18 protein-coding genes are annotated in these 20,561 nt (G+C 40.3%); 7 read left to right on the top strand and 11 right to left on the bottom strand.

Annotated features, from left to right (window positions below; all coding sequences use genetic code 11):
- Window positions 1-16 precede the first annotated feature (16 nt).
- The 4 genes from I5349_RS12280 to lepA all read right to left on the bottom strand — a co-directional run bounded on the left by I5349_RS12280 (window position 17) and on the right by lepA (window position 5,324).
- Window positions 17-1,831 (bottom strand): OmpA family protein, encoded by a 1,815-nt coding sequence (locus tag I5349_RS12280; RefSeq protein WP_226391066.1) that lies wholly within the window; start codon window positions 1,829-1,831, stop codon window positions 17-19.
- Window positions 1,831-2,475 (bottom strand): 7-carboxy-7-deazaguanine synthase QueE, encoded by a 645-nt coding sequence (locus I5349_RS12275; protein ID WP_226391065.1) that lies wholly within the window; start codon window positions 2,473-2,475, stop codon window positions 1,831-1,833. The genes I5349_RS12280 and I5349_RS12275 overlap by 1 nt, the downstream gene beginning before the upstream one ends.
- A 90-nt stretch (window positions 2,476-2,565) precedes the next feature.
- Entirely contained in the window at window positions 2,566-3,453 is an 888-nt protein-coding gene (gene folD / locus I5349_RS12270; RefSeq protein ID WP_226391064.1) for a bifunctional methylenetetrahydrofolate dehydrogenase/methenyltetrahydrofolate cyclohydrolase FolD, read from the bottom strand.
- An 83-nt stretch (window positions 3,454-3,536) separates the two neighbouring features.
- On the bottom strand, window positions 3,537-5,324 hold the full coding sequence (gene lepA / locus I5349_RS12265; protein ID WP_226391063.1) for a translation elongation factor 4: 1,788 nt from the start codon (window positions 5,322-5,324) through the stop codon (window positions 3,537-3,539).
- A gap of 158 nt (window positions 5,325-5,482) precedes the next feature.
- Here lepA and I5349_RS12260 point away from each other — a divergent pair, with 158 nt between their 5' ends.
- The 3 genes from I5349_RS12260 to I5349_RS12250 all read left to right on the top strand — a co-directional run bounded on the left by I5349_RS12260 (window position 5,483) and on the right by I5349_RS12250 (window position 7,630).
- The gene (locus tag I5349_RS12260) at window positions 5,483-6,046 is read left to right on the top strand and encodes a DUF4924 family protein (protein ID WP_226391062.1); all 564 of its coding nucleotides are present in this window, start codon (window positions 5,483-5,485) and stop codon (window positions 6,044-6,046) included.
- Window positions 6,047-6,148: 102 nt separating this feature from the next.
- Window positions 6,149-6,703 carry a fasciclin domain-containing protein gene (locus tag I5349_RS12255; RefSeq protein WP_226391061.1) on the top strand — a complete coding sequence of 185 codons (555 nt, stop codon included), beginning with the start codon at window positions 6,149-6,151 and terminating at the stop codon, window positions 6,701-6,703.
- A 93-nt stretch (window positions 6,704-6,796) separates the two neighbouring features.
- Complete coding sequence (locus I5349_RS12250; protein WP_226391060.1) at window positions 6,797-7,630, top strand: inositol monophosphatase family protein; 834 nt, start codon at window positions 6,797-6,799, stop codon at window positions 7,628-7,630.
- Between the two features lie 24 nt (window positions 7,631-7,654).
- On the opposite strand, the gene I5349_RS12245 is transcribed toward I5349_RS12250, so the two are convergent.
- The 3 genes from I5349_RS12245 to I5349_RS12235 form a co-directional block, all read right to left on the bottom strand.
- A complete protein-coding gene (locus I5349_RS12245) occupies window positions 7,655-8,473 on the bottom strand; it encodes a DUF3658 domain-containing protein (RefSeq protein ID WP_226391059.1) in 819 nt (272 codons plus the stop codon).
- A 188-nt stretch (window positions 8,474-8,661) separates the two neighbouring features.
- Window positions 8,662-9,087 carry a hypothetical protein gene (locus tag I5349_RS12240; protein ID WP_226391058.1) on the bottom strand — a complete coding sequence of 142 codons (426 nt, stop codon included), beginning with the start codon at window positions 9,085-9,087 and terminating at the stop codon, window positions 8,662-8,664.
- A gap of 160 nt (window positions 9,088-9,247) precedes the next feature.
- Window positions 9,248-11,179, bottom strand: a complete 1,932-nt coding sequence (locus I5349_RS12235; RefSeq protein WP_226391057.1) for an AAA domain-containing protein — start codon at window positions 11,177-11,179, stop codon at window positions 9,248-9,250.
- Window positions 11,180-11,242: 63 nt separating this feature from the next.
- Here I5349_RS12235 and I5349_RS12230 point away from each other — a divergent pair, with 63 nt between their 5' ends.
- Together I5349_RS12230 and I5349_RS12225 are read left to right on the top strand one after the other, a co-directional pair.
- Entirely contained in the window at window positions 11,243-11,839 is a 597-nt protein-coding gene (locus tag I5349_RS12230) for an acyl carrier protein phosphodiesterase (RefSeq protein ID WP_226391056.1), read from the top strand.
- Complete coding sequence (locus I5349_RS12225; protein ID WP_226391055.1) at window positions 11,836-12,285, top strand: hypothetical protein; 450 nt, start codon at window positions 11,836-11,838, stop codon at window positions 12,283-12,285. Before I5349_RS12230 ends, I5349_RS12225 begins: the two co-directional genes overlap by 4 nt.
- Before the next feature lie 44 nt (window positions 12,286-12,329).
- Here the strand turns inward: I5349_RS12225 and fahA are convergent, their stop codons facing one another.
- Window positions 12,330-13,598, bottom strand: coding sequence for a fumarylacetoacetase (gene fahA, locus I5349_RS12220; protein WP_226391054.1), 1,269 nt, complete (start codon window positions 13,596-13,598; stop codon window positions 12,330-12,332).
- A 162-nt stretch (window positions 13,599-13,760) separates the two neighbouring features.
- On the opposite strand from fahA, the gene I5349_RS12215 reads away from it, so the two are divergent.
- Complete coding sequence (locus tag I5349_RS12215) at window positions 13,761-16,382, top strand: valine--tRNA ligase (protein WP_226391053.1); 2,622 nt, start codon at window positions 13,761-13,763, stop codon at window positions 16,380-16,382.
- A 174-nt stretch (window positions 16,383-16,556) separates the two neighbouring features.
- Window positions 16,557-17,252 carry an SIMPL domain-containing protein gene (locus I5349_RS12210; protein ID WP_226391052.1) on the top strand — a complete coding sequence of 232 codons (696 nt, stop codon included), beginning with the start codon at window positions 16,557-16,559 and terminating at the stop codon, window positions 17,250-17,252.
- A gap of 34 nt (window positions 17,253-17,286) precedes the next feature.
- Here I5349_RS12210 and I5349_RS12205 read toward each other — a convergent pair whose 3' ends face one another.
- The 3 genes from I5349_RS12205 to porX are packed head-to-tail and all read right to left on the bottom strand — an operon-like array spanning window position 17,287 to window position 20,500.
- Entirely contained in the window at window positions 17,287-18,513 is a 1,227-nt protein-coding gene (locus tag I5349_RS12205) for an alanine dehydrogenase (protein WP_226391051.1), read from the bottom strand.
- On the bottom strand, window positions 18,506-18,931 hold the full coding sequence (gene tsaE / locus I5349_RS12200) for a tRNA (adenosine(37)-N6)-threonylcarbamoyltransferase complex ATPase subunit type 1 TsaE (RefSeq protein WP_226391050.1): 426 nt from the start codon (window positions 18,929-18,931) through the stop codon (window positions 18,506-18,508). The genes I5349_RS12205 and tsaE overlap by 8 nt, the downstream gene beginning before the upstream one ends.
- 3 nt (window positions 18,932-18,934) lie before the next feature.
- Window positions 18,935-20,500, bottom strand: coding sequence for a T9SS response regulator signal transducer PorX (porX, locus tag I5349_RS12195; protein ID WP_226391049.1), 1,566 nt, complete (start codon window positions 20,498-20,500; stop codon window positions 18,935-18,937).
- Between the last annotated feature and the right edge of the window lie 61 nt (window positions 20,501-20,561).

Raw genomic sequence — 20,561 nt, 5'->3', positions numbered from 1 at the left:
CTCAAAATATTATTCGCTACTTAATAACAACTTCCACTCTTCTATTGAGGCTTTGGGTAGTTTGACCTGAAAAAATCAATGGACTGGTCTCTCCGTAACCTTTATAGGATAGTCTAGAAGAAGATATGCCTTGAGCTATTAAAAAATGATAGACTTCCTGAGCACGCTTCTCTGAAAGCTGAAGGTTGTAGCTTGGGTTACCAGTTATGTCTGTGTGACCTCCTATTTCTATGGCTACTTTCGGATTATCTCTCAAAAAATTTAAAAGATCTGTGAGCGCTTCTTTAGATGCATCTGTCAACTCATATTTGTCCTGATCGAATAAAACTCCTTCTAAGGTGAACTTTGCTCCTTTGAAAACAGGCTTCAAAGCAATCAATAATGAATCTTCCCCTTTCCAGTATCTTCTATCTGGGAAATAGCCCTCTGATTTGACCTTAATTAGACTATCCTTTTTAGAAAAGTAAAGAAGCCCTCCAGTCCAATCACTATATGACTGCTTAGTCAAATTTAGATTTGCTGGTATCATTTGCTCATTAGCCTCATCATGTACCACTACAAACACCCTTTTCAGAGCAGTGACGAGGTAATCATTATCAATTTTGGCAGTCATCAATCGACTTCCATCCTCCTGATCATATGTATAAAATGCTTTATCCCCCGTAGCTGAGAGAGTAAATCCATATTGATTGCCTATGCTATTGATTGGGTAGGGCAAAAGCTGTAGATCCGCTACAGACCCATCATTCCAAGTGGCTTGATAAATGTCCAAACCTCCGAAGGCTCCAGCTCTATCTGAAGCAAAAAAAAACATCTGCCCATCTTTAAAAAACTGAGGGGTAATCTCATTGGAGATAGTATTCACATCAGCAATAAGCTTAGGAGTTTGCCAAACGCCCTCTACTTGCTCACTCCAGTAAAGGTCTTTGCGTCCAACACCTCCTCTTCTATCTGATGAAAATATCAAAAATCGTCCATCAGGAGATAGTGTTGGATGAGAATCCCAATAGCGCGTATTGATCTGTTGACCAAGATTGGCAGGAGAAGACCATTCACCCTCTGTCCAATAACTCACATAAAGATCACAACTTCCGAAACCTATATCCCAGTCACAACCTGAGAAGATCATGGTCTTGCCATCTAATGAAAAGGTCGCACTCCCTTGATTATTGCGATCATTGATGACATCTGAGACACTCTTAGGCTCTGAAAAGCCCTCTAGCAGCAACTCACTTTCATAAATATCTTCATCAAAAGATTGGTCTAAGCCATCACGCTTGGTGAAATATAACTTTTGCTCGTCTGGAGAGATTGTAGGGAAATATTGTAGATCAAACTGATTTAAATGTTCAGGCAACTCAGCGATAGATATTTCTGAGGATGCGTCTCTTTCTTTGAAAAAAAGCACTTTAGAGCGTAACTGATCTACAAACTGGTTCGAGTAATTTTCTGGTAAGCTATCTAAGGTCGCGGATGCAAGCTCAAAGTCTCCTCGATTCATCAAAGCCTCTGCATAATACGTGTGCCAAAGAGGCTTATCCGCAACTCTCAAATATGGTTTAAGACTTAATAATATAGGGAAAACCTCCTCCTGTTGCCCATATGTTTTAGTAATTTCTATTTTCTTGAAATAGGGGGCACCAAATGATTGATCAATTTTGATCGCTTCATCAAACGCCTGATTAGCTAATTGAAAATTGCGCTTACTCAGATACTCCAATCCAACCTCATACTGTTTGATGGCCTTTTTATCATCAGAAGAAATGGCTTGACCATAGCTCCAAAGAGGAAAAATAAGAAAGGCACCTATGACGTGTATGAGTTGCTTCATCAAGGAATATCCATGTATTTATGTGTTTGCAACGAAATCTGCCAACAAGGGTTTTGTTTCACGTAGTCTATGATCAAAGGAAGCATAGTGTCAGATTTGCTCCACTCAGGTTGTAAAATAAGTCTACAAATAGGGTTGACCAATGCAGCATGCTCTTCAGCAAATTTGAGATCTGAAGGATGATAGATTACTACTTTGAGCTCATCTGCATGCTGATAGATACTAGGATGTGGCTTTTTAAATTTCTTTGGAGAAAAACATACCCAGTCAAACTTGCCTGAAAAAGGATGTGCGCCAGACGTCTCAATATTTGTTTGAAAACCTTCCTTTTGAAGCAGACTGGTCAATGGATCCAGATCATACATCAAAGGTTCTCCACCTGTGATCACTACAAGCTTGGCTGGTGTCTGCTTGACCGCACCCACGATCTCCTCAATAGTCAATACTGGATGCTTATCGGCATCCCAAGAATCCTTCACATCACACCATACGCAACCTACATCACATCCAGCTAAGCGAATAAAATAGGCAGGTTTACCTGTATGCACTCCTTCACCTTGTATGGTGTAGAAGTATTCCATAATGGGAAGTGAAGTACCGACAGCAACTTGCTGTCTCAAAGAGTCTTTTTGTAGTGTTTCCATTCGAATTTTTGTTAGAGCGGGTGATCGAACCGCTATGAAAGATCAGTACACAAAGGTAAGCATAAAATCAGAACGTAAAATTTTCTGCGTCTACTTATATACTTTCTTTTCAGCCGCAAGCAATGTATTCATCAGGAGTGCTGCTCTTGTCATCGGTCCTACCCCACCTGGCACAGGAGTGATCGCAGTTGTTTTGGGAGCTACCTCGTCAAATTTCACATCTCCCAGAAGTCTAAAACCAGATTTCTTGCTTGCATCATCTATTCGGTGAATGCCTACATCTATAACTACTGCACCTTCTTTGACCATATCAGCTGTGACAAACTCAGGCTTACCCAATGCTACGATCAAAATGTCAGCCATGCGAGTAATGTCTTTCAAATTTTGTGTTCTACTATGCGTCAATGTCACAGTTGCATTACCAGGCTGACCATTTCTCGCCATCAAAATACTCATAGGAGATCCCACGATATGGCTTCTTCCGATGACTACACAGTGTTTACCAGCAGTTTCTATTTGATACCTCGCTAAGAGCTCCATCACACCATTCGGTGTAGCGGAGATATAGGTAGGCCAGTTGAGAGCCAGTCTACCTACATTGACAGGATGAAAACCATCTACATCCTTTTCAGGCCTGATACGATTGGTTACTTTCACCACATCGATATGATTAGGCAGAGGTAGCTGCACGATCAATCCATCTATGGCTGGATCATTATTGATCTCCTCCACCTTTGCGAGCAATTCTTCCTCAGTGACATCTGCACCAAATCTCACTAAAGTAGAGGTAAAACCAACCTCTTCACAATCTTTCACTTTGGCATTAACATATGTACGACTCGCTCCATCCTCACCTACGAGCATTGCAGCTAGATGTGGTCTTTTACCTCCATCAGCGATGATCGATGCTACTTTATCAGCTATTTCCAATTTGATTTCTTTAGCTGTTTTGTTGCCGTCTATGAGTGTATATGCCATGATATCGTTTTTGATCTTTTATTAAAATTGAAAAGCGCAGTTATCTTTTTGGGATACTGCGCCTTATGTTGATTCTCTTGAGCTTAGTCTAGCTTAAGTACGGCCATGAAGGCTTCCTGTGGTATCTCCACATTTCCTACTTGGCGCATTCTCTTCTTACCTTTCTTCTGCTTTTCTAGGAGCTTTCTCTTACGAGAGATATCACCTCCGTAGCATTTAGCCAATACGTTTTTACGAAGTGCTTTTACAGTCTCCCTAGCAATGATTTTAGTTCCTATTGAGGCTTGGATAGCAATCTCAAACATCTGTCTAGGGATCAATTCTTTCAATTTTTCACAGAGACGCTTACCCCATTCGTAGGCTTTGTCTCTATGGACAATAGCTGATAGTGCATCGACCTTCTCACCATTGAGCATCACATCTAGCTTGACCATGGTAGATCTTCTAAATCCGATCAACTCATAATCCAGTGAAGCATATCCTCTCGAGATGGTTTTTAGTTTGTCAAAGAAATCAAAAACAATCTCTGCTAGTGGCATCTCAAACGTCAACTCTACCCTATCTGTGGTTAGGTAAACCTGATTTTTCATCAAACCACGCTTATCCATACAAAGGGAAATGATCGGCCCAACATATTCCGCTGCAGTGATGATTTGCGCTTTGATAAAAGGCTCTTCGATATGAGAGATTGTATTTGGCTCAGGCATATCCGAAGGAGCATTGATTTTAGTGATATCTCCATTGGTCTTCACCGCATGAAACTGCACTGAAGGTACTGTGGTAATCACCGTCATGTCAAACTCACGCTCTAGTCTCTCCTGTACGATCTCCATATGGAGCATACCTAAGAATCCGCATCTGAATCCAAATCCCAAGGCTGCTGAGGTCTCTGGTTCCCATACAAGTGAGGCATCGTTGAGCTGAAGCTTCTCCATCGAAGCACGCAGCTCCTCAAACTCCGTAGTATCTACAGGATAAATTCCCGCAAAAACCATCGGTTTAACGTTTTCAAATCCTTGAATAGCTTTTTCTGTAGGTCTGTGTACATGTGTAATCGTATCACCTACTTTCACTTCTTTGGCTACTTTGATACCAGAGATGAGGTAGCCTACATTTCCAGCACTCATCTCCTGCTGAGGATCTTGCGAAAGTCTCAAAACACCGATCTCATCAGCATCGTATTCTTTGCCCGTATTCATGAATTTGATCCTATCTCCTTTTTTGATAGAACCGTTAAATATTCTAAAGATAACTTCAATCCCTCTAAAAGAATTGAACACAGAGTCAAAAATCATAGCTCTAAGCGGACCATCTGGATCTCCTTTTGGGGCTGGCACGCGCTCTACGATGGCATTGAGGATATCTTCTATACCGATACCTTCCTTACCGCTAGCATGGATGATCTCATCTCTATCACAACCTAATAAGTCTACGACTTGATCTGCCACATCTTCAGGCATAGCCCCTGGCAGGTCAATTTTATTAAGTACTGGAATGATCTCTAGGTCATGCCCCAAAGCCAAATATAAGTTAGAGATTGTCTGAGCTTCGATACCTTGAGAAGCATCTACGATAAGTAGAGCACCCTCACAAGCAGCGATAGATCTAGACACTTCATACGAAAAGTCTACGTGACCAGGAGTGTCAATCAAATTGAGTACATAGGTCTCGCCCTTATACTTGTAGTTCATCTGAATCGCATGAGACTTGATGGTAATACCACGCTCACGCTCCAGATCCATATTGTCCAACAGCTGATTCTGCATCTGACGCTCTGTCACCGTCTGCGTAAACTCTAAAAGTCTATCGGCCAGCGTGCTCTTACCGTGATCGATGTGAGCGATGATACAGAAATTTCTTATTTTATCCATGTTCATAATTAGCGCAAAAGTACAAATAATCCCTCAACAGCACAGCAATACATAGAGGATTTTATGAGCATGACTCAATATTTAAGCATTTGGTTTTCGCTCAATTATTTTTTCAGTTCACAAAAGAGAAAATTGTCCATCCTCAAAGAAATAGTAAATTGCAGCTACGTAGATCAGTGTTGCTCAAAATGAAAATAGCCAATCAAAAAAAGCAAAATAATATCTCTGAGTACATCATATTCATGTATCAGACAGAAGACCTCATCAGAGCCTTTGAATTCAACACCCAAGACATCCGAGCTTATGTAGTCAAGCATTTCCCTGTCTCAGAGGAGGAAAAAGAAGCCAATATCAAATGGTATAAAGACATTGCTCAGCAGATGAAAGAGGAAGCAATCGTAGAAAAAGGTCATCTAAGCAGTGTACAAAAATATGTGCAAGAGCTCGCGCAACTCCACTGGGATCTGATTAAAATTGACCCGAATTATAGACAAATCTATGATCAGGCTAAGCTTCATATCATACAACATGCTACTGAAGCCAAGGGACAAATCAACAATGAAATCCAAATCTGTATCAACGGAGTTTATGGACTACTATTAGCGAGACTAAAAGGAAGAGAAGTGCCAGCTGACACCATGAAAAGTATCAATACCTTTGGAGATGTACTTTCTTACCTTAGCTACAAATACAGACAGCGACAACAACTGAATAATAATTAACCACTGAAAATCAACTGGTTAAAATTTTATTGATAGGCTGAAAATCTGAACTGTGACTTATCAGCGTACATGACTGCAAACAATCTAAAACATTAATCAGTCATGAAAAAAACAATTTTCTCATTCCTCGTAGCAGGACTTTTATTTATCGGATTTGGTGCTCAAGCACAGAAAACAGTTGAAGTAGGTGGTGCTCCAATGTACCCTACCAAAGATATCGTCAGCAATGCGGTAAACTCTAAAGATCACACCACTCTAGTAGCCGCTGTAAAAGCAGCTGGTCTAGTCGAGACACTTCAGTCAGCTGGTCCTTTCACAGTATTTGCTCCGACTAACAGTGCCTTTGAAGCACTTCCTGCAGGTACTGTAGAGACACTTTTGAAGCCAGAAAACAAAGGATTACTCACTCAAATCCTTACTTACCACGTAGTAGCTGGTAAACTAAATGCTAAAGACATTCAAGCTTTAGTGAAAAAGGGTGAAGGCTATGCAGAACTCGCTACTGTGAGCGGTGGCAAGCTATGGGTAATGCAAGATGGCAAAAACCTAGTGCTAAAGGATGAAAATGGCAACATGTCAAAAATCACTATCGCTGACGTCAACCAGTCAAATGGTGTGATCCACGTAGTAGATGCTGTAGTGACTCCAAAGAACTAAGACAAACAAAACCACACAACCTTAAAAAAGGGGCACTTCAAAAGTACCTCTTTTTTAGTTTCAGCATATTTCCATCGATTTGCTTAGTTTTGGATGATGGAAGCACAGCTATTAGTATTCTCACAAACACTTTTTTCTCAACTGAAAAAGAACCTTTTTGATCAGCTAAAAGATAGAGGCTTTGTCGGACTGACTTATCATGAGAAAGTAGGCGTAAAAGACACTCATTCTATTGACTATCTAGCCTATAAGTTGATCAAAAAAGCTGCAACTACTCAACCTTATAATATCTACATGGAGGGTTTCGAACCACTCCTAGTCAAATCCGCTAAAACTAATCTCTACATAGATCCCGTAGATGGCTCTCGCAATTGGGATAGAGGTGTCGGTGACCCCTGTTTCTGCTTGGCTGCCGCACCTGCGGACTCTGACGCTACTTTTGGATCGCTTTTCTTTAGCTTCATTGGTGGATATTTTTCAGGAGACATCTATTATACACAGTTAGGCAAGTCATATTTCAAGTCCTCTCGTCTACAAAACACCTATCAAATCTCCTCTAATCAGCAAGTACACAAATTATCAGAAGCACATGCCTACCTTAAAGCAGGCTATTCTGCTGCCCAAACGAGCTTAGATTACAGCTTACCTGTATTTTTAGCGGTAAAGGATATTCGGGCTATTGAAAATTCAGGCATAGAACTTTGCGAAATCGCTAGAGGAGCTGCTGACCTGATGATCGAAGCACGCAAAATATCTGACTTTTACAATTTGCTTGCTTACCCCATCGCAAAAAATGCTGGGGTTTTGCTGACTGATCTCTCTGGTAACTCACTTGATGATGTCATCTTTGATCATACTGCAAACTACGACTTCATAGCCGCAGCCAATGAAAAAATATTGGCAGAGGTGCTAAAACTAAAAAAGTGAAAAAATTTAATGAATAAAAAGCTATCAAGCCTTACGCCTCACATGATAATCTCTCATACAGCGTAATTCCCCTATAAAATCAATTTTCTGCTCTTTAGCTAATGTGATTAATCGCCAATTGAGTATCTCATCATTATAAATCTCAAAATTAATATCAACCAATGTCTCTCCTACTACTCGTGCTGAGCTGACAAACTCATTAGGACATCTGAAAAGTAGCGCGTCATCAAAATAGTTTTCTTCTTGTGAGTTAATCTCCCCATCAGAACCTGCTACTCTCAAAAACCCTTTTTCTTTTATCATCCGATCCCACAAACTGATTAATTTATTGCAGCTGTTTTGATCTAACTTTTTAAAGTATGGAATTAACAAAGGGATTTGATCAGCATTTAAAACAACAAGTGAGCGTGGATGAAACTCATGTCCTAATCTTGCCCTAACTTTAAAATCTGAAGGAACATCGAGGATATTAATCTGCTCGCTGAAATCACGGATCTCATAAATTAAGCGTGATGTTCCCAAACGGTCAATGGTGTCGCGCCCAGACCAGATGTGAATTTTTGCTCCTTTTTCAAGTGCTTTTTTTACAGCATTAGTCTTTGAGACATCCTCCTCTACCTGATTGATAACATGCTCAATAGCGAAATGACAAAAAGTAGTTTCTCCTAGCCACTTTTTCCTAGCTTCAACTCCCGATTTCTGTTCAAGATCAGCAATAGGACCGATCATCAGGTCATCACTGAGATCAATTACTTGTTCTGCTGAAAGTGCTAAATCCCTACTTCTTAAAAGATTAGATTTCTTTGAGCTACCAAAAACAATATGGATTTCCTTTTTAAGCATTTATATTTTTTCTTCAAAAATTTAACGTACCAAATTACTCCTAGAACTCCCGATACGAAAAGTGCTTTGTTGATGATCTACCAAAATAATACTGTACAATCCGTGTCATGTATATTGTTGCTATAAAGAAATAAAAGACTGAACATCAAAGGACATTCAGTCTTTCTTATCAAGTTTTTGGGATTAAATTACTTCACTGAAGCCGTTCCGAATTGATTGATTCGCTGACGACCATTTTTAGCAAATGAAAAACTCAACTCTTTCCACGCTGTGCCTTCATTGCTTTTTAAAACTATTCTGTCCTTTTCCTTTACAATAGTAAACTGAAAATCAGCATATACCGAAGCTTCTCTGACAGGCATTTCATCTAGAGTTGTCACTCCGTATGCATCAATCAGATGAGGCTTCTTTTTATCAAACTTAAAACTCAACTCCTTCCATGCAGTACCCTCTTCACTGATCATTTTTATACCATTATCAGTTTCTTCGATGAGGATTTTAAATTCTTTGAGATCTGAAGGCGCTTGCGCAAAAGATACTAAAGCAGAAATGAAGACCAATACCACAACCATTGAGGCTGTTAGAAGCTTTCCGAAATTTGATCTAGTTAGCATTTTGATAGTATTTAAGTTGAGACAAAAGTGAATTTGTGATCTTTAACAGAATAGTTGAATAGATTAAATATCACTGAACATATTTTAAATATATTTAAACTATACGAAATAATCTAAAAATAGATACTATTTTCTCAAAATCATCAGATACTTATATCCTTCAAAACTCCATCAACTCATAAGCACTCCTATACCCTGCATTTGATTGGGTGAAGTCTACAAAATCACTATAAAACTCATGACTACAGAGTGTGGCCGAATCACCGAAGACCACCATTTTTTTCTTTGCTCTCGTCATGGCCACATTCATCCTTCGCGTCTCCGCCAAAAAACCAATCTCTCCACTGCTATTAGAGCGAGTTAAACTGATAAAAATCACATCCCGCTCTTGCCCCTGAAAACCATCTACCGTATCTATGACGAGTATTTCTCCTAACGATTTCAGATTAGGATACTCAAAGGTATCATAGACTTGTGTGCTTAGGTAGCTGATCTGTGCCCTGTATGGCGCGATCAATCCAAAGCTGATACGCTCCTCTTGAATTTGCTTCAGCCCAAGTTCTCTTACCAAAGCATTCAATTGCTTCAATACTAGATTGGCTTCTTCTATATTTTGAGTACTGAGAGTCTCCTTATCTATACTCTCTGTGAACCCACAGCCAGCAGTATCGATAAACTCTAGCTGTACCTCTCCAGGCCTTAGTGACTGATCTTTGACACTATCATGTGCGAGCAATCTACCTTGATAAAAAGACCTACTCGAAAACTCCATAATCATCTCAGGCATGCGATACTGAACCTCTAGCATCACATCTACAGTACCTTTTCCAATTACTTTTTCGAAAAGTGTCTTTGCTAGCCCGCCCCTAGCTGCTTCTATAGATCTAATGGTGGGCGGTAGCTGACAGTGATCACCTGCCAAGACCACTCGCTGTGCTCTCATGATCGGTATCCAACAAGCCGGCTCTAGTGCCTGAGCTGCTTCATCGATAAAGACAGTCTGAAACTTCAAATGTCTGATTAGCTGACTTGTAGCACCTACTAAAGTACAGGCTATTACTTGCGTCTTACCTAGCAAGTCCTGAACAATATAATGCTCTAACATCTCTGCTTCTTCTCTCAATCTGCGCGATTCATCGAGTAACATAGATCGCTGCTGACGCTCTGCATAGCCATATTGGCGTTTGTATTTTTTGGCTATACTTTTTAGCTCTTCTGACTTTCTCCTGACTTGCTTGAGGTCTTTATAAGTAGCATGCTTTGAGATTTTGACGTCAATGGTCTGATTAAGTTGACTCTCTGTCACACGTGCTGGATGACCTACCCTTAGTACCTCCACGTCCATTTCCGTAAGTTTCTCTACGAGTAGATCTGTAGCAGCATTACTTGGCGCGCAGACCATCACTTTAGACTCCGACTCAAGCGTTTTCAGGATCGCGTAGACCAAAGTAGTCGTCTTACCAGTGCCAGGAGGACCATGAATGATCGCTACATCTTCCGCTTGTAAGATATTTTGCAGGGCTGCGTTTTGGCGATCATTTAATTGAGGTACTTTGAACGGTGTCAGCTGTTGAAAACTAGCCTCTCGCTCACCAAGAAGCACTTCTTTAAGGTGATTGAGCCTTTCGTTTTTACTTTGTTGGAGGTCTTTTAGCGCAGCCTCCATTTCTCTGTATGAGGCCTCATCAAAAAGTAAGTCCAAGCCCAATTTGCCATCATCTATCCACTCAGGTAGATCATCTGTATTGAGTGTGATGGTCATGGTGTTATTTTTTACATAATTCACCACCCCATTGACTGAGCTTCGAGAATCTTGCTTTCCCCCAGTATTGACAAAAAGACTTACGAGTTTACCAGAATTAAAAGCATGCTTTTCATTGACTCCTTGAGTGCGTTCGATTTCGATGAGGGTTTTATCTCCAAGACTTGCCAGCTGACGCTTGATCTGAATTGGATACCAGCACACACCACTTTTGCGTTTTTCTTCAAAACTATACGTGAGATGCCTTTTTTTATATTGCGACAGATCTTCTTCCTTCTCGATTTTAAGCAAATCCTGAAGTTTTTTGATCTGATCTCTGATTCCCTGCATACTATTCGATTTGAGTTCAAAACTAATGAGTATCTTGACCTGTTCATCAATTAAAAAGAAATAATGAATTTTTTAGCACATGCCTATCTTTCCTTTGACCAACCGAAAATATTGGTGGGTAATTTCTTAGGTGATTTCATCAAAGGAAATCCTGAGGAACAGTTTGAGGCTGAGATAGTGAAAGGCGTTAAACTGCATCGTGCCATAGATGAATATACCGATCTGCATCCAATAGTCAGCGGGAGTAAATCTCTTATCAGAGAAGAATTCAGACACTATGCTGGTGTAGTCATAGACGTGTTTTACGATTATTTTTTAGCGACAAATTGGTCAACCTATCATACTACAGCTTTGGCTCAATACACTCAAGAAGTCTATAAAGAGCTCATGAAATTTAATCAAATCATCCCTGTAGAAGCCAAACACATGCTCAGCTATATGATCCCTCAAAACTGGCTACTACACTATGGCACTCATGAGGGTATCAAACGCTCCCTTAGCGGACTGGCACGTAGGACTACATTTGATTCTGGAATGGAAAACGCACACCTAGCACTCATCAAACATGAAAATCAGTTGACCAAAGATTTTAATGCATTTTTCCCCGAACTTGTTATTTTTGCACGAGACTATCTCAAAAACCTAAACCAAACACTATGATCATCTGCAAGCCCAAAGCAAATGTCATTTTTCTTTTGACATTTTTGGCTATATTATTTTCCATAGGAGTGATGTGGCTGCTCAGACACTTTTACACTGTACAGACTTGGCCGATCTATGTGTATATTGGCTTAGCTACCTTACTAACATTAGCAGCTGTTTTCGTTTTGATCAAATTAATGAGCAACATTCGATTTTTGACATTAGGAAAAGGCAAAATATCGATCCGAGTCCCACTTAAAGGCGTCAAAAGGCAGTTCCCTATCACAGATATAGCAGCTTGGAAAGAAGAAATCATCAAGGCTAACTCAAAAGAGTTTAAACACCTTACAGTACAACTACCTGGTCCGATTCTCTACAATATGAGTAATCATGAGAGCACTAATTACGAGCAAGCAGTTAGCTACCTTAGAGATAAAGTAGCTAAAAAACAGGTGAAATCTTAAGGTCATTTCAATATAAAAAGGCACCATTAGGTGCCTTTTTCGTTTTACTTTGCAGGAAGTAAAGTTGCTGTGACTTCACCGAAGCCTATTTTTACGCCATCTTTTTCACAGTAGCCCTTCAGCGTGATGGTATCACCATCTTCCATAAAGCTTCGCTTTGTACCATCTGCTAGCTTTAGTGGCTTGGTACCATTCCAGCTGAGCTCGAGTAATGAACCAAAGCTATCCTCAGTAGGCCCTGAAATCGTACCTGAAGCATACAAGTCTCCCACGTTGATATTACAGCCATTGACGGTGTGATGGGCTAGTTGCTGAGCTATATTCCAGTACATGTACTTGAAGTTTGACTGGCAAATTAGATTATCCTTGCCACCTTCTGGTTTTAAGTAAGCCTCTAGCTTGATATCAAAACTCTTATTTCCCTTAAAAGCCAAGTAAGGTAAAACAGGAGTGTCTTGCTTTGGCCCCGCTACTCTAAACGGCTCTAAAGCATCTAAGGTAACGATCCAAGGAGACATCGAAGAAGCAAAGTTTTTTCCTAAGAAAGGCCCAAGAGGTACGTATTCCCATGCTTGCAAATCTCTCGCTGACCAATCATTGAATAGGACAAAACCGAATATATGTTCCTCTGCTTCTGCTGTTGTGATACTGTCACCAAGTTTGGTTGGCTTACATGTAATAAAACCCATCTCCAACTCCATATCCATCTTTCGTGATGGGCCAAACTGTGGCGCATCCATGTCAGGAGTCTTATATTGACCTTTAGGCCGGTGAATATTCACCCCAGAAGGTATGATAGAAGAGGCTCTACCATGATAGCCTACTGGTAAGTGCTTCCAATTTGGCAAAAGAGCATTCGCTGGATCTCGAAACATACTGCCGACATTGGTTGCATGCTCCATACTACTGTAGAAGTCAGTATAATCCCCCACTTTGACAGGCATGAGCATTTCTGCTTCTTTTCTATTGACCATAACCTTGCCTCGTGACTGATGGTCTCTGAGTTCTTCATTATCTTCTCTTAGCAACTCTGATACGCGTTCACGTACTTTTTTAGTAACAGGCCTACCAAGTTCTATGAAGTCATTGAGGCTTTCACCTAAAAATATCGCATCAGGTAAATGAAGTGCTGATAAAAAGCCTTCCTCTTGCAAAACAGCTAAATCTACTATTTTATCTCCAATAGCAACCCCAGCTCTAGGACTGAGTCGCTTGTTTTTAAAAATGCCAAAAGGTAAGTTTTGAATTGGAAAATCTGATCCTTTAGGGACTTGTACCCATGTTTTTAAGGAAGGGTCATTCGCGTTCGTCATCTCTAAACTGTTAGTGTTGCGCAAAAATAAGACTTTAGTAGCTTTATAAAAATTAAACCACTGCTTTAAAATTTCCCTTTCCTTTAAGTAACGACAAGGCCATAATCATTTTTTCCCTTATTTTTGTGCCTTCATAGAGCATTCAGAATTATATATTATATCATGTCGATAGCTACAAAGTACAATCCACAAGAAACAGAGAGCAAATGGTATCAGTATTGGCTGGACAATGGTTTCTTCAAAGCCAAAGCCAATCCCGAGAAAAAGCCTTATACCATCGTGATTCCTCCACCTAATGTCACTGGAGTACTTCACATGGGGCATATGCTTAATAACACCATCCAGGATGTACTCATCAGAAGAGCACGTATGAAAGGTATGGAGGCTTGCTGGGTTCCGGGCACAGACCATGCGTCCATTGCTACAGAGGCCAAGGTAGTCGCTATGCTCAAAGAAAAAGGTATCGATAAGAAAAATATCAGCCGTGAAGACTTCCTCAAGCATGCTTGGGAATGGAAGGAAAAATATGGCGGTATCATCCTAGAGCAACTCAAAAAGCTAGGGGCTTCCTGTGATTGGGATCGTACGCGATTCACCATGGAAGAAGATCTCAGTGCTGCTGTCATCGATGTATTTGTTGACTTGTTCAATAAAGGACAAATCTACAGAGGCATCCGTATGGTCAATTGGGATCCTAAAGGAAAAACTGCGCTATCCGATGATGAAGTTATCTTCAAAGAAGTACGCTCTAAGCTTTATCACATCAAATATCAAATAGAAGGTACTCAGGATTTCCTGACAATAGCAACTACACGTCCAGAGACCATCATGGCTGACGTAGCCATTTGTATCAATCCAAATGATAGCCGATTCACGCATCTCAAAGGTAAACGGGCGATCATTCCTTTGATCAATAAAAGCATTCCAATCATAGAAGATGACTATGTGGACATGGAGTTCGGTACAGGCTGTCTCAAAGTCACGCCTGCTCACGATCTCAATGACTATGAAATAGGACTCAGACATAAGCTAGAGGTCATTGATATCCTTAATGATGATGGTACGCTCAACGAAAAAGCTCAAATACTAGTGGGTGAAGACCGCTTCATCGCTAGAAAGAAGATAGCCAAGCTACTAGCTGAAGTAGACCAACTGGTCAAGGAAGAAGACTACATGTCTAATGTCGGTCACTCTGAGCGAACAGATGCTGTTATAGAACCTAAGCTTTCTCTGCAGTGGTTTCTGAAAATGGATCAAATCACCAAGCCGGCACTAGAAAATGTGATGAATGATCAGATCCAACTTCACCCTGCTAAGTTTAAAAACATGTACCGTAGCTGGATGGAAAACGTCCGGGACTGGTGTATCTCTCGTCAGCTATGGTGGGGACACAGGATTCCAGCTTACTACCTCCCTAGCGGTGAGATCGTAGTAGCCAACTCTCCTGAGAAAGCACTAGCTATCGCACAAGAGAAATATGATGCTACACTGACGATCAAAGACTTAAGACAAGATGAGGATGTTCTTGATACATGGTTCTCTTCTTGGTTATGGCCGATTTCAGTTTTCGATGGATTCAAAGATCCAGAGAATGAAGATATCAAGTACTTCTATCCTACCAATGACCTTGTGACTGCACCAGAAATATTATTCTTCTGGGTAGCCCGTATGATCATGGCTGGCTATGAGTACCGTGGACAGATGCCATTCAAAAATGTCTATCTCACAGGAATTGTTAGAGATAAACAAGGTAGAAAAATGTCTAAATCACTCGGCAACTCACCAGACCCAATCGATCTGATCGAGCAATATGGAGCAGATGGCGTTCGTACGGGCATGCTATTCTCCTCCCCTGCTGGAAACGATTTGCCTTTTGATGAAAAACTAGTCGAGCAAGGAAGAAACTTTAGCAATAAAATCTGGAATGCTTTCAGACTGGTCAAAGGTTGGGAAATAGATCCCAAGCTAGATGGTAGCCACAATGCGGCAGCGATTAGCTGGTTTGAGAATAGACTGAATCAAGCACTGAGTGAGATAGAAGAGCACTTTGATAAATTCAGAATCTCTGATGCGCTTATGACTACTTATAAGCTTGTATGGGATGATTTCTGCTCTTGGTACCTTGAGATGATCAAGCCTGCCTATCAGCAGCCTATAGATCAGCAGACTTATGACAAGACTATTGAGATATTTGAGCAGCTGTTGAAAATCTTGCATCCATTCATGCCATTTATCACGGAAGAACTCTGGCATCAGATCAAGGAGCGCAGCATAGATCAGAGCTTGATCATCGCTGATTGGCCAAGTGCACGGGCATTTGATATTGCTGATATCCAAGGCATGGAATTGACCTTTGAAGTAGTATCGCAGATTAGAAATATCCGTGCGTCTAAAGGCATATCTCCGAAGGTAGAGCTTGAGTTGATTATCAAAACTACACAGCAAGACAAGTATATTCAATATCAGAATATCATTACTAAGCTCGCAAATGTAGAAAGTATCAGCTTCGGAGATGAAGCTGCCAATTCACTAAGCTTTGTGATCAAAGGAGATGAGTTTTTTATTCCAGTGGCTGGTGAAGTGAACTTAGAGGAAGAAAAAGCTAACATCATTGCTGAACTAGAGTACACTAAGGGATTTCTCAACTCTGTGATGAAAAAACTCAGTAATGAAAAGTTTGTCAGTGGAGCTCCAGAGCAGGTAGTAGCCAATGAGAAAAAGAAACAAGCTGATGCGGAAGCGAAGATCAAAGCACTCGAAGAAAGCTTAGCAAAACTGAAATAAAACAAATCACTTAAAATTAAAGGCTCCTTTGGAGCCTTTATTTATTCCCTCTTTTTATAAATAATTGATAATCTGACAACTGCTTTTTTCTTTGCGCTAACCATTCTTTAAGCGCAAGATTTGGCGCAGTAATTGGGATAAGCGTCTATATTTTTAAACTAAATCATAAAAATCATGAAAAAGCTAACGCTATTGATGGGATTGATCGGGCTACTCTACATTCAAGCTGTAGGACAAAACACTTCTCAGGAAGTCAGCACGATCGAAGTACGGGGAACCTCTAAACTTTCAGTTAAGCCAGATTTGGCAGTATTTCAAATAGAAATGGCTAATATACAGGCTGATGCAGATGCTGCGACCAAGCAACTCAACGCATCAGTAGCCAAACTTGAAAGAGAATGGATCAAGGCTGGATTTAAAAAGGAACAACTTACTACAAGTAACTATTCTGTTGTACCAAATCGCATTTATCGCAACAATAACATGAAGGATAGTGGATTTGTAGCCTCTCAACTTATCAGCTTTACATTTCCTAATGTCCAAAAAGATCTAGAAAAAGCTGTAGCTGTCATCAGCAAAAACGTGTCGAATAATATGAGCGTTAATTTTACACTAAGTGATGAAAAGAAAGCAGCTATCAAAAAACAATTGCTACAAATGGCCATCGCAGATGCTAAAGAAAAAGGCAACGTGATATTTGAAGGATTAGGCATCAGCTCAACAGCGATTCATCAAGTGAGACACTATGGCGAATCTCAAATAGCTCCACGCGCATCATTTGATATGGCTGCTATGAAGATGAGCCCTTCTATCGAAGCTAAAGCTCTCGACATCACAGATGAAATCACTATCGTCTGGAAGATCAAATAAAATAAAAGGGGACTTAGAAGTCCCCTTTTATTTTCTAAAACCTTGCAGCCATCAAGAGCTGTAGTTCTTTGTGTGGCATATTAAATTTCCTACCCAGATTAGCATTTGTCAAGCTTCCTTTATAAGTGTATACACCATTCATAAACCACTTATAGGTAAAGATCATATCATTGATCCCTCCGACATCAGCCGCTTGCAAAATGATCGGTGTGAAAATATTGCTTAGCGCCATCGTAGCGGTACGAGATACTCTAGAAGGGATATTTGGCACGCAGTAATGAATCACATCATATTTTCTAAAAATTGGTCGCGCATGGCTTGTTAGTTCTGAAGTCTCTACACAGCCTCCTTGATCGATACTTACATCTATGACGATAGATCCAGGCTTCATACAAGAGACCATCTCTTCACTGACGACTACTTTTGATCTGCCTTTTTCTGCTCTCAGAGCTCCTATGACTACATCTGCATTTTTGAGTGCCTCCCCCAGTGTAAGTGAATCAATGGTAGAGGTATATACTTGCTGTCCGAGAAGGTGCTTGATCCTTCTCAGTTTGTATATGTGATTATCAAATATCTTGATTTGTGCGCCTAGTCCCAAAGCTGTACGAGCTGCATACTCTGCGACTGTACCCGCTCCTATGATCACGACTTGAGTAGGTACCACCCCAGTGATACCACCTAGGATAAGTCCATTGCCATTATTCACTGAGCTGAGATATTCTGCTGCGATGAGCATCACCGTACTGCCTGCGATTTCACTCATTGCTCTTACTACTGGCATACCACCTACTTTATCTTCCAGTAGCTCAAATCCTATAGCTGTTATTTTCTTTTGATTAAGCGCTTTGATAAACTCGGGTACTTGATTGCCCATTTGCAAGGCTGAAATCAAAGTAGCTCCTGTTTTCATCTTGTCGATCTCCTCAATGGTAGGAGGCTCTACTTTGACTACGAGCTCACATTCTAAAGCCTCTTCTGGAGAGTAGCAGATCTGCGCACCTGCTTCGCTGTAATCCTTATCAGTATATCTTGAAGGAAGTCCTGCTTCAGACTCCACGATGACTCTCTGCCCATTACTAGTAAGTAGACCTACTGCCTCAGGTGTGAGCACGAGCCGTTTTTCTTGCATTGCTATCTCCTTAGGCATGCCTATTTGGAGCGACTTATTCTTTTCCTTGATCGGCATGAGTGCCTCTTGAGGATATAAGCTGGATTCCTTAGCCAACTCAGACATACTTTGACGCTGCTTTTTAGTCATAATGCTCTAGTGCTATGATACGGTGACCTGATTGATTTAATGATATTTTGATCATCAAAAGTGCATCAGGCAAAAGATTCGGTATCAAAGATGCCCATTCGAGCCAGCAATAATGTCCAGAGTCCAAGTACTCCTCCACACCGATCTGCATGGCCTCCTCTTCATCAGCTATCCTATAAAAATCAAAATGATAGAAAGTAGCGCCTTGCTTGTTACGGTATTCATTGACCAAGGAAAAAGTGGGACTTTGTACGATATCCTCTATCTCAAAGGCAGAAGCGATGGCTTTGATCAAAGTGGTCTTACCCGCACCCATCTCTCCATGAAACACCCAAACTTTTTTATCCCGTGCAGCTGCTATGATTTGTCGAGCTACATCAGGCAAGTCGTCAAGACCTTTACTTACTATTTGTTTCAATTCCTAAACCGAATTTTTACGTGAATTTAAGGAAATTATCGGCACGATCATTTCTTCTAGGGAAATTCCTCCATGCTGAAAAGTGTCCTTGAAATAATTCACATAATAATTGTAGTTGTTAGGGTAAGCAAAAAAATAGTCCTCCACCGCAAAAACATAAGAAGATGACACATTTAGCTTAGGTAAGTGTAGAGCTTCGGGTTTTCTCACTTCCATGATTTTTCCTGACTCATAATTGAGATTTTTACCTTGCTTATAACGCAGGTTAGTGCTGACATTTCTATCTCCTACGATCTTGTAAGGCTTATTCACACGCACTGTTCCGTGATCTGTGGTAATGATCACTTTTTGACCTAGATCTGCAATTTTTTTGAGCATATCGAAAAGTGGAGAGTGCTCAAACCAACTCTTGGTAAGCGAACGATAGGCAGACTCATCAGGAGCTAATTCTCGAATCATTTGTAGATCTGTTCGTGCATGTGACAGCATATCTACGAAATTGTATACCATCACATTGAGTTCATTATGAACCAAATTAGGAAGCTGCTCTAGAAGTTGCTTCCCTTGATTGACATGAATGACTTTGTGGTAGCTAAACTTAGATTTGATACCAGCTCTTTGTAAGTGCAGTTTTAAAAACTCTTCTTCATTATTGTTTTTACCTTCGTCTGTATCTTCATTTTCCCATAGTTGTGGATGCTTTTTAGACATTTCTAGAGGCATCATTCCGCTAAAAATCGCATTTCGAGCAAACGCAGTCGTGGTCGGTAAGATAGAAAAATAAGCACTCTCCTCTTCTAAATGAAAATGCTCCAAAATCATAGGTTCTAGCACCTTCCATTGGTCAAAACGTAAATTATCAATCACAATAAAAAACAGAGACTTCCCCGCCTTGATTTCAGGGAAAACTTTTTTCTTCATCACCTGATGAGAAAGCAGCGGCTTATTGACCTCGCTATCATTGAGCCAAGATTCATAGTTTTCTTTGATATACTTTCCGAAAGTTGAGTTGGCCTCAGAGAGCTGCATTTCTAAGACTTCTTGCATGCTTTTATTGGTCGTACTATCGATCTCGAGATCCCAAAAGATCAACTTTTTGTAAATATTGATCCACTCTTCGTAGTCTAAATCATCGCCTAGTTCCATACTGATATTTCGGAAGTCCTGCTGATAGCTCATATTGGTCTTCTCACTAACCAGTTGCTTATTTTGCAGGATCTTTTTAACAGATAGCAGTATTTGATTAGGATTCAGTGGTTTGATCAAGTAATCAGCAATCTTAGAACCTATGGCATCTTCCATGATATGTTCTTCCTCACTTTTGGTGATCATCACTACTGGCACTTGCGGTTTGAGTACTTTGATTTGCTGAAGCGTCTCTAGGCCAGTCATACCAGGCATCATCTCATCTAAAAATACGACATCAAAGTTTTGATTATCAATGATATCTAAAGCATCAGCACCAGAATTAACACCAGTCACTTTATAGCCCTTTTGTTCCAAAAACATGATGTGTGGCTTCAAAAGCTCTATCTCATCATCTGCCCATAGTATGTTAAATCTTTGCATAAATCTTATTTATTCCTTTAAATCTAATAATTTTGAAATCAAGCAATAAGGATACCTAAAA

The organism is Penaeicola halotolerans (assembly GCF_016464625.1).
Lineage (GTDB): Bacteria > Bacteroidota > Bacteroidia > Cytophagales > Cyclobacteriaceae > Penaeicola > Penaeicola halotolerans.
The sequence above is the reverse complement of the archived record's forward strand: the minus strand, read 5'-3'. Positions and strand labels throughout refer to the sequence as shown.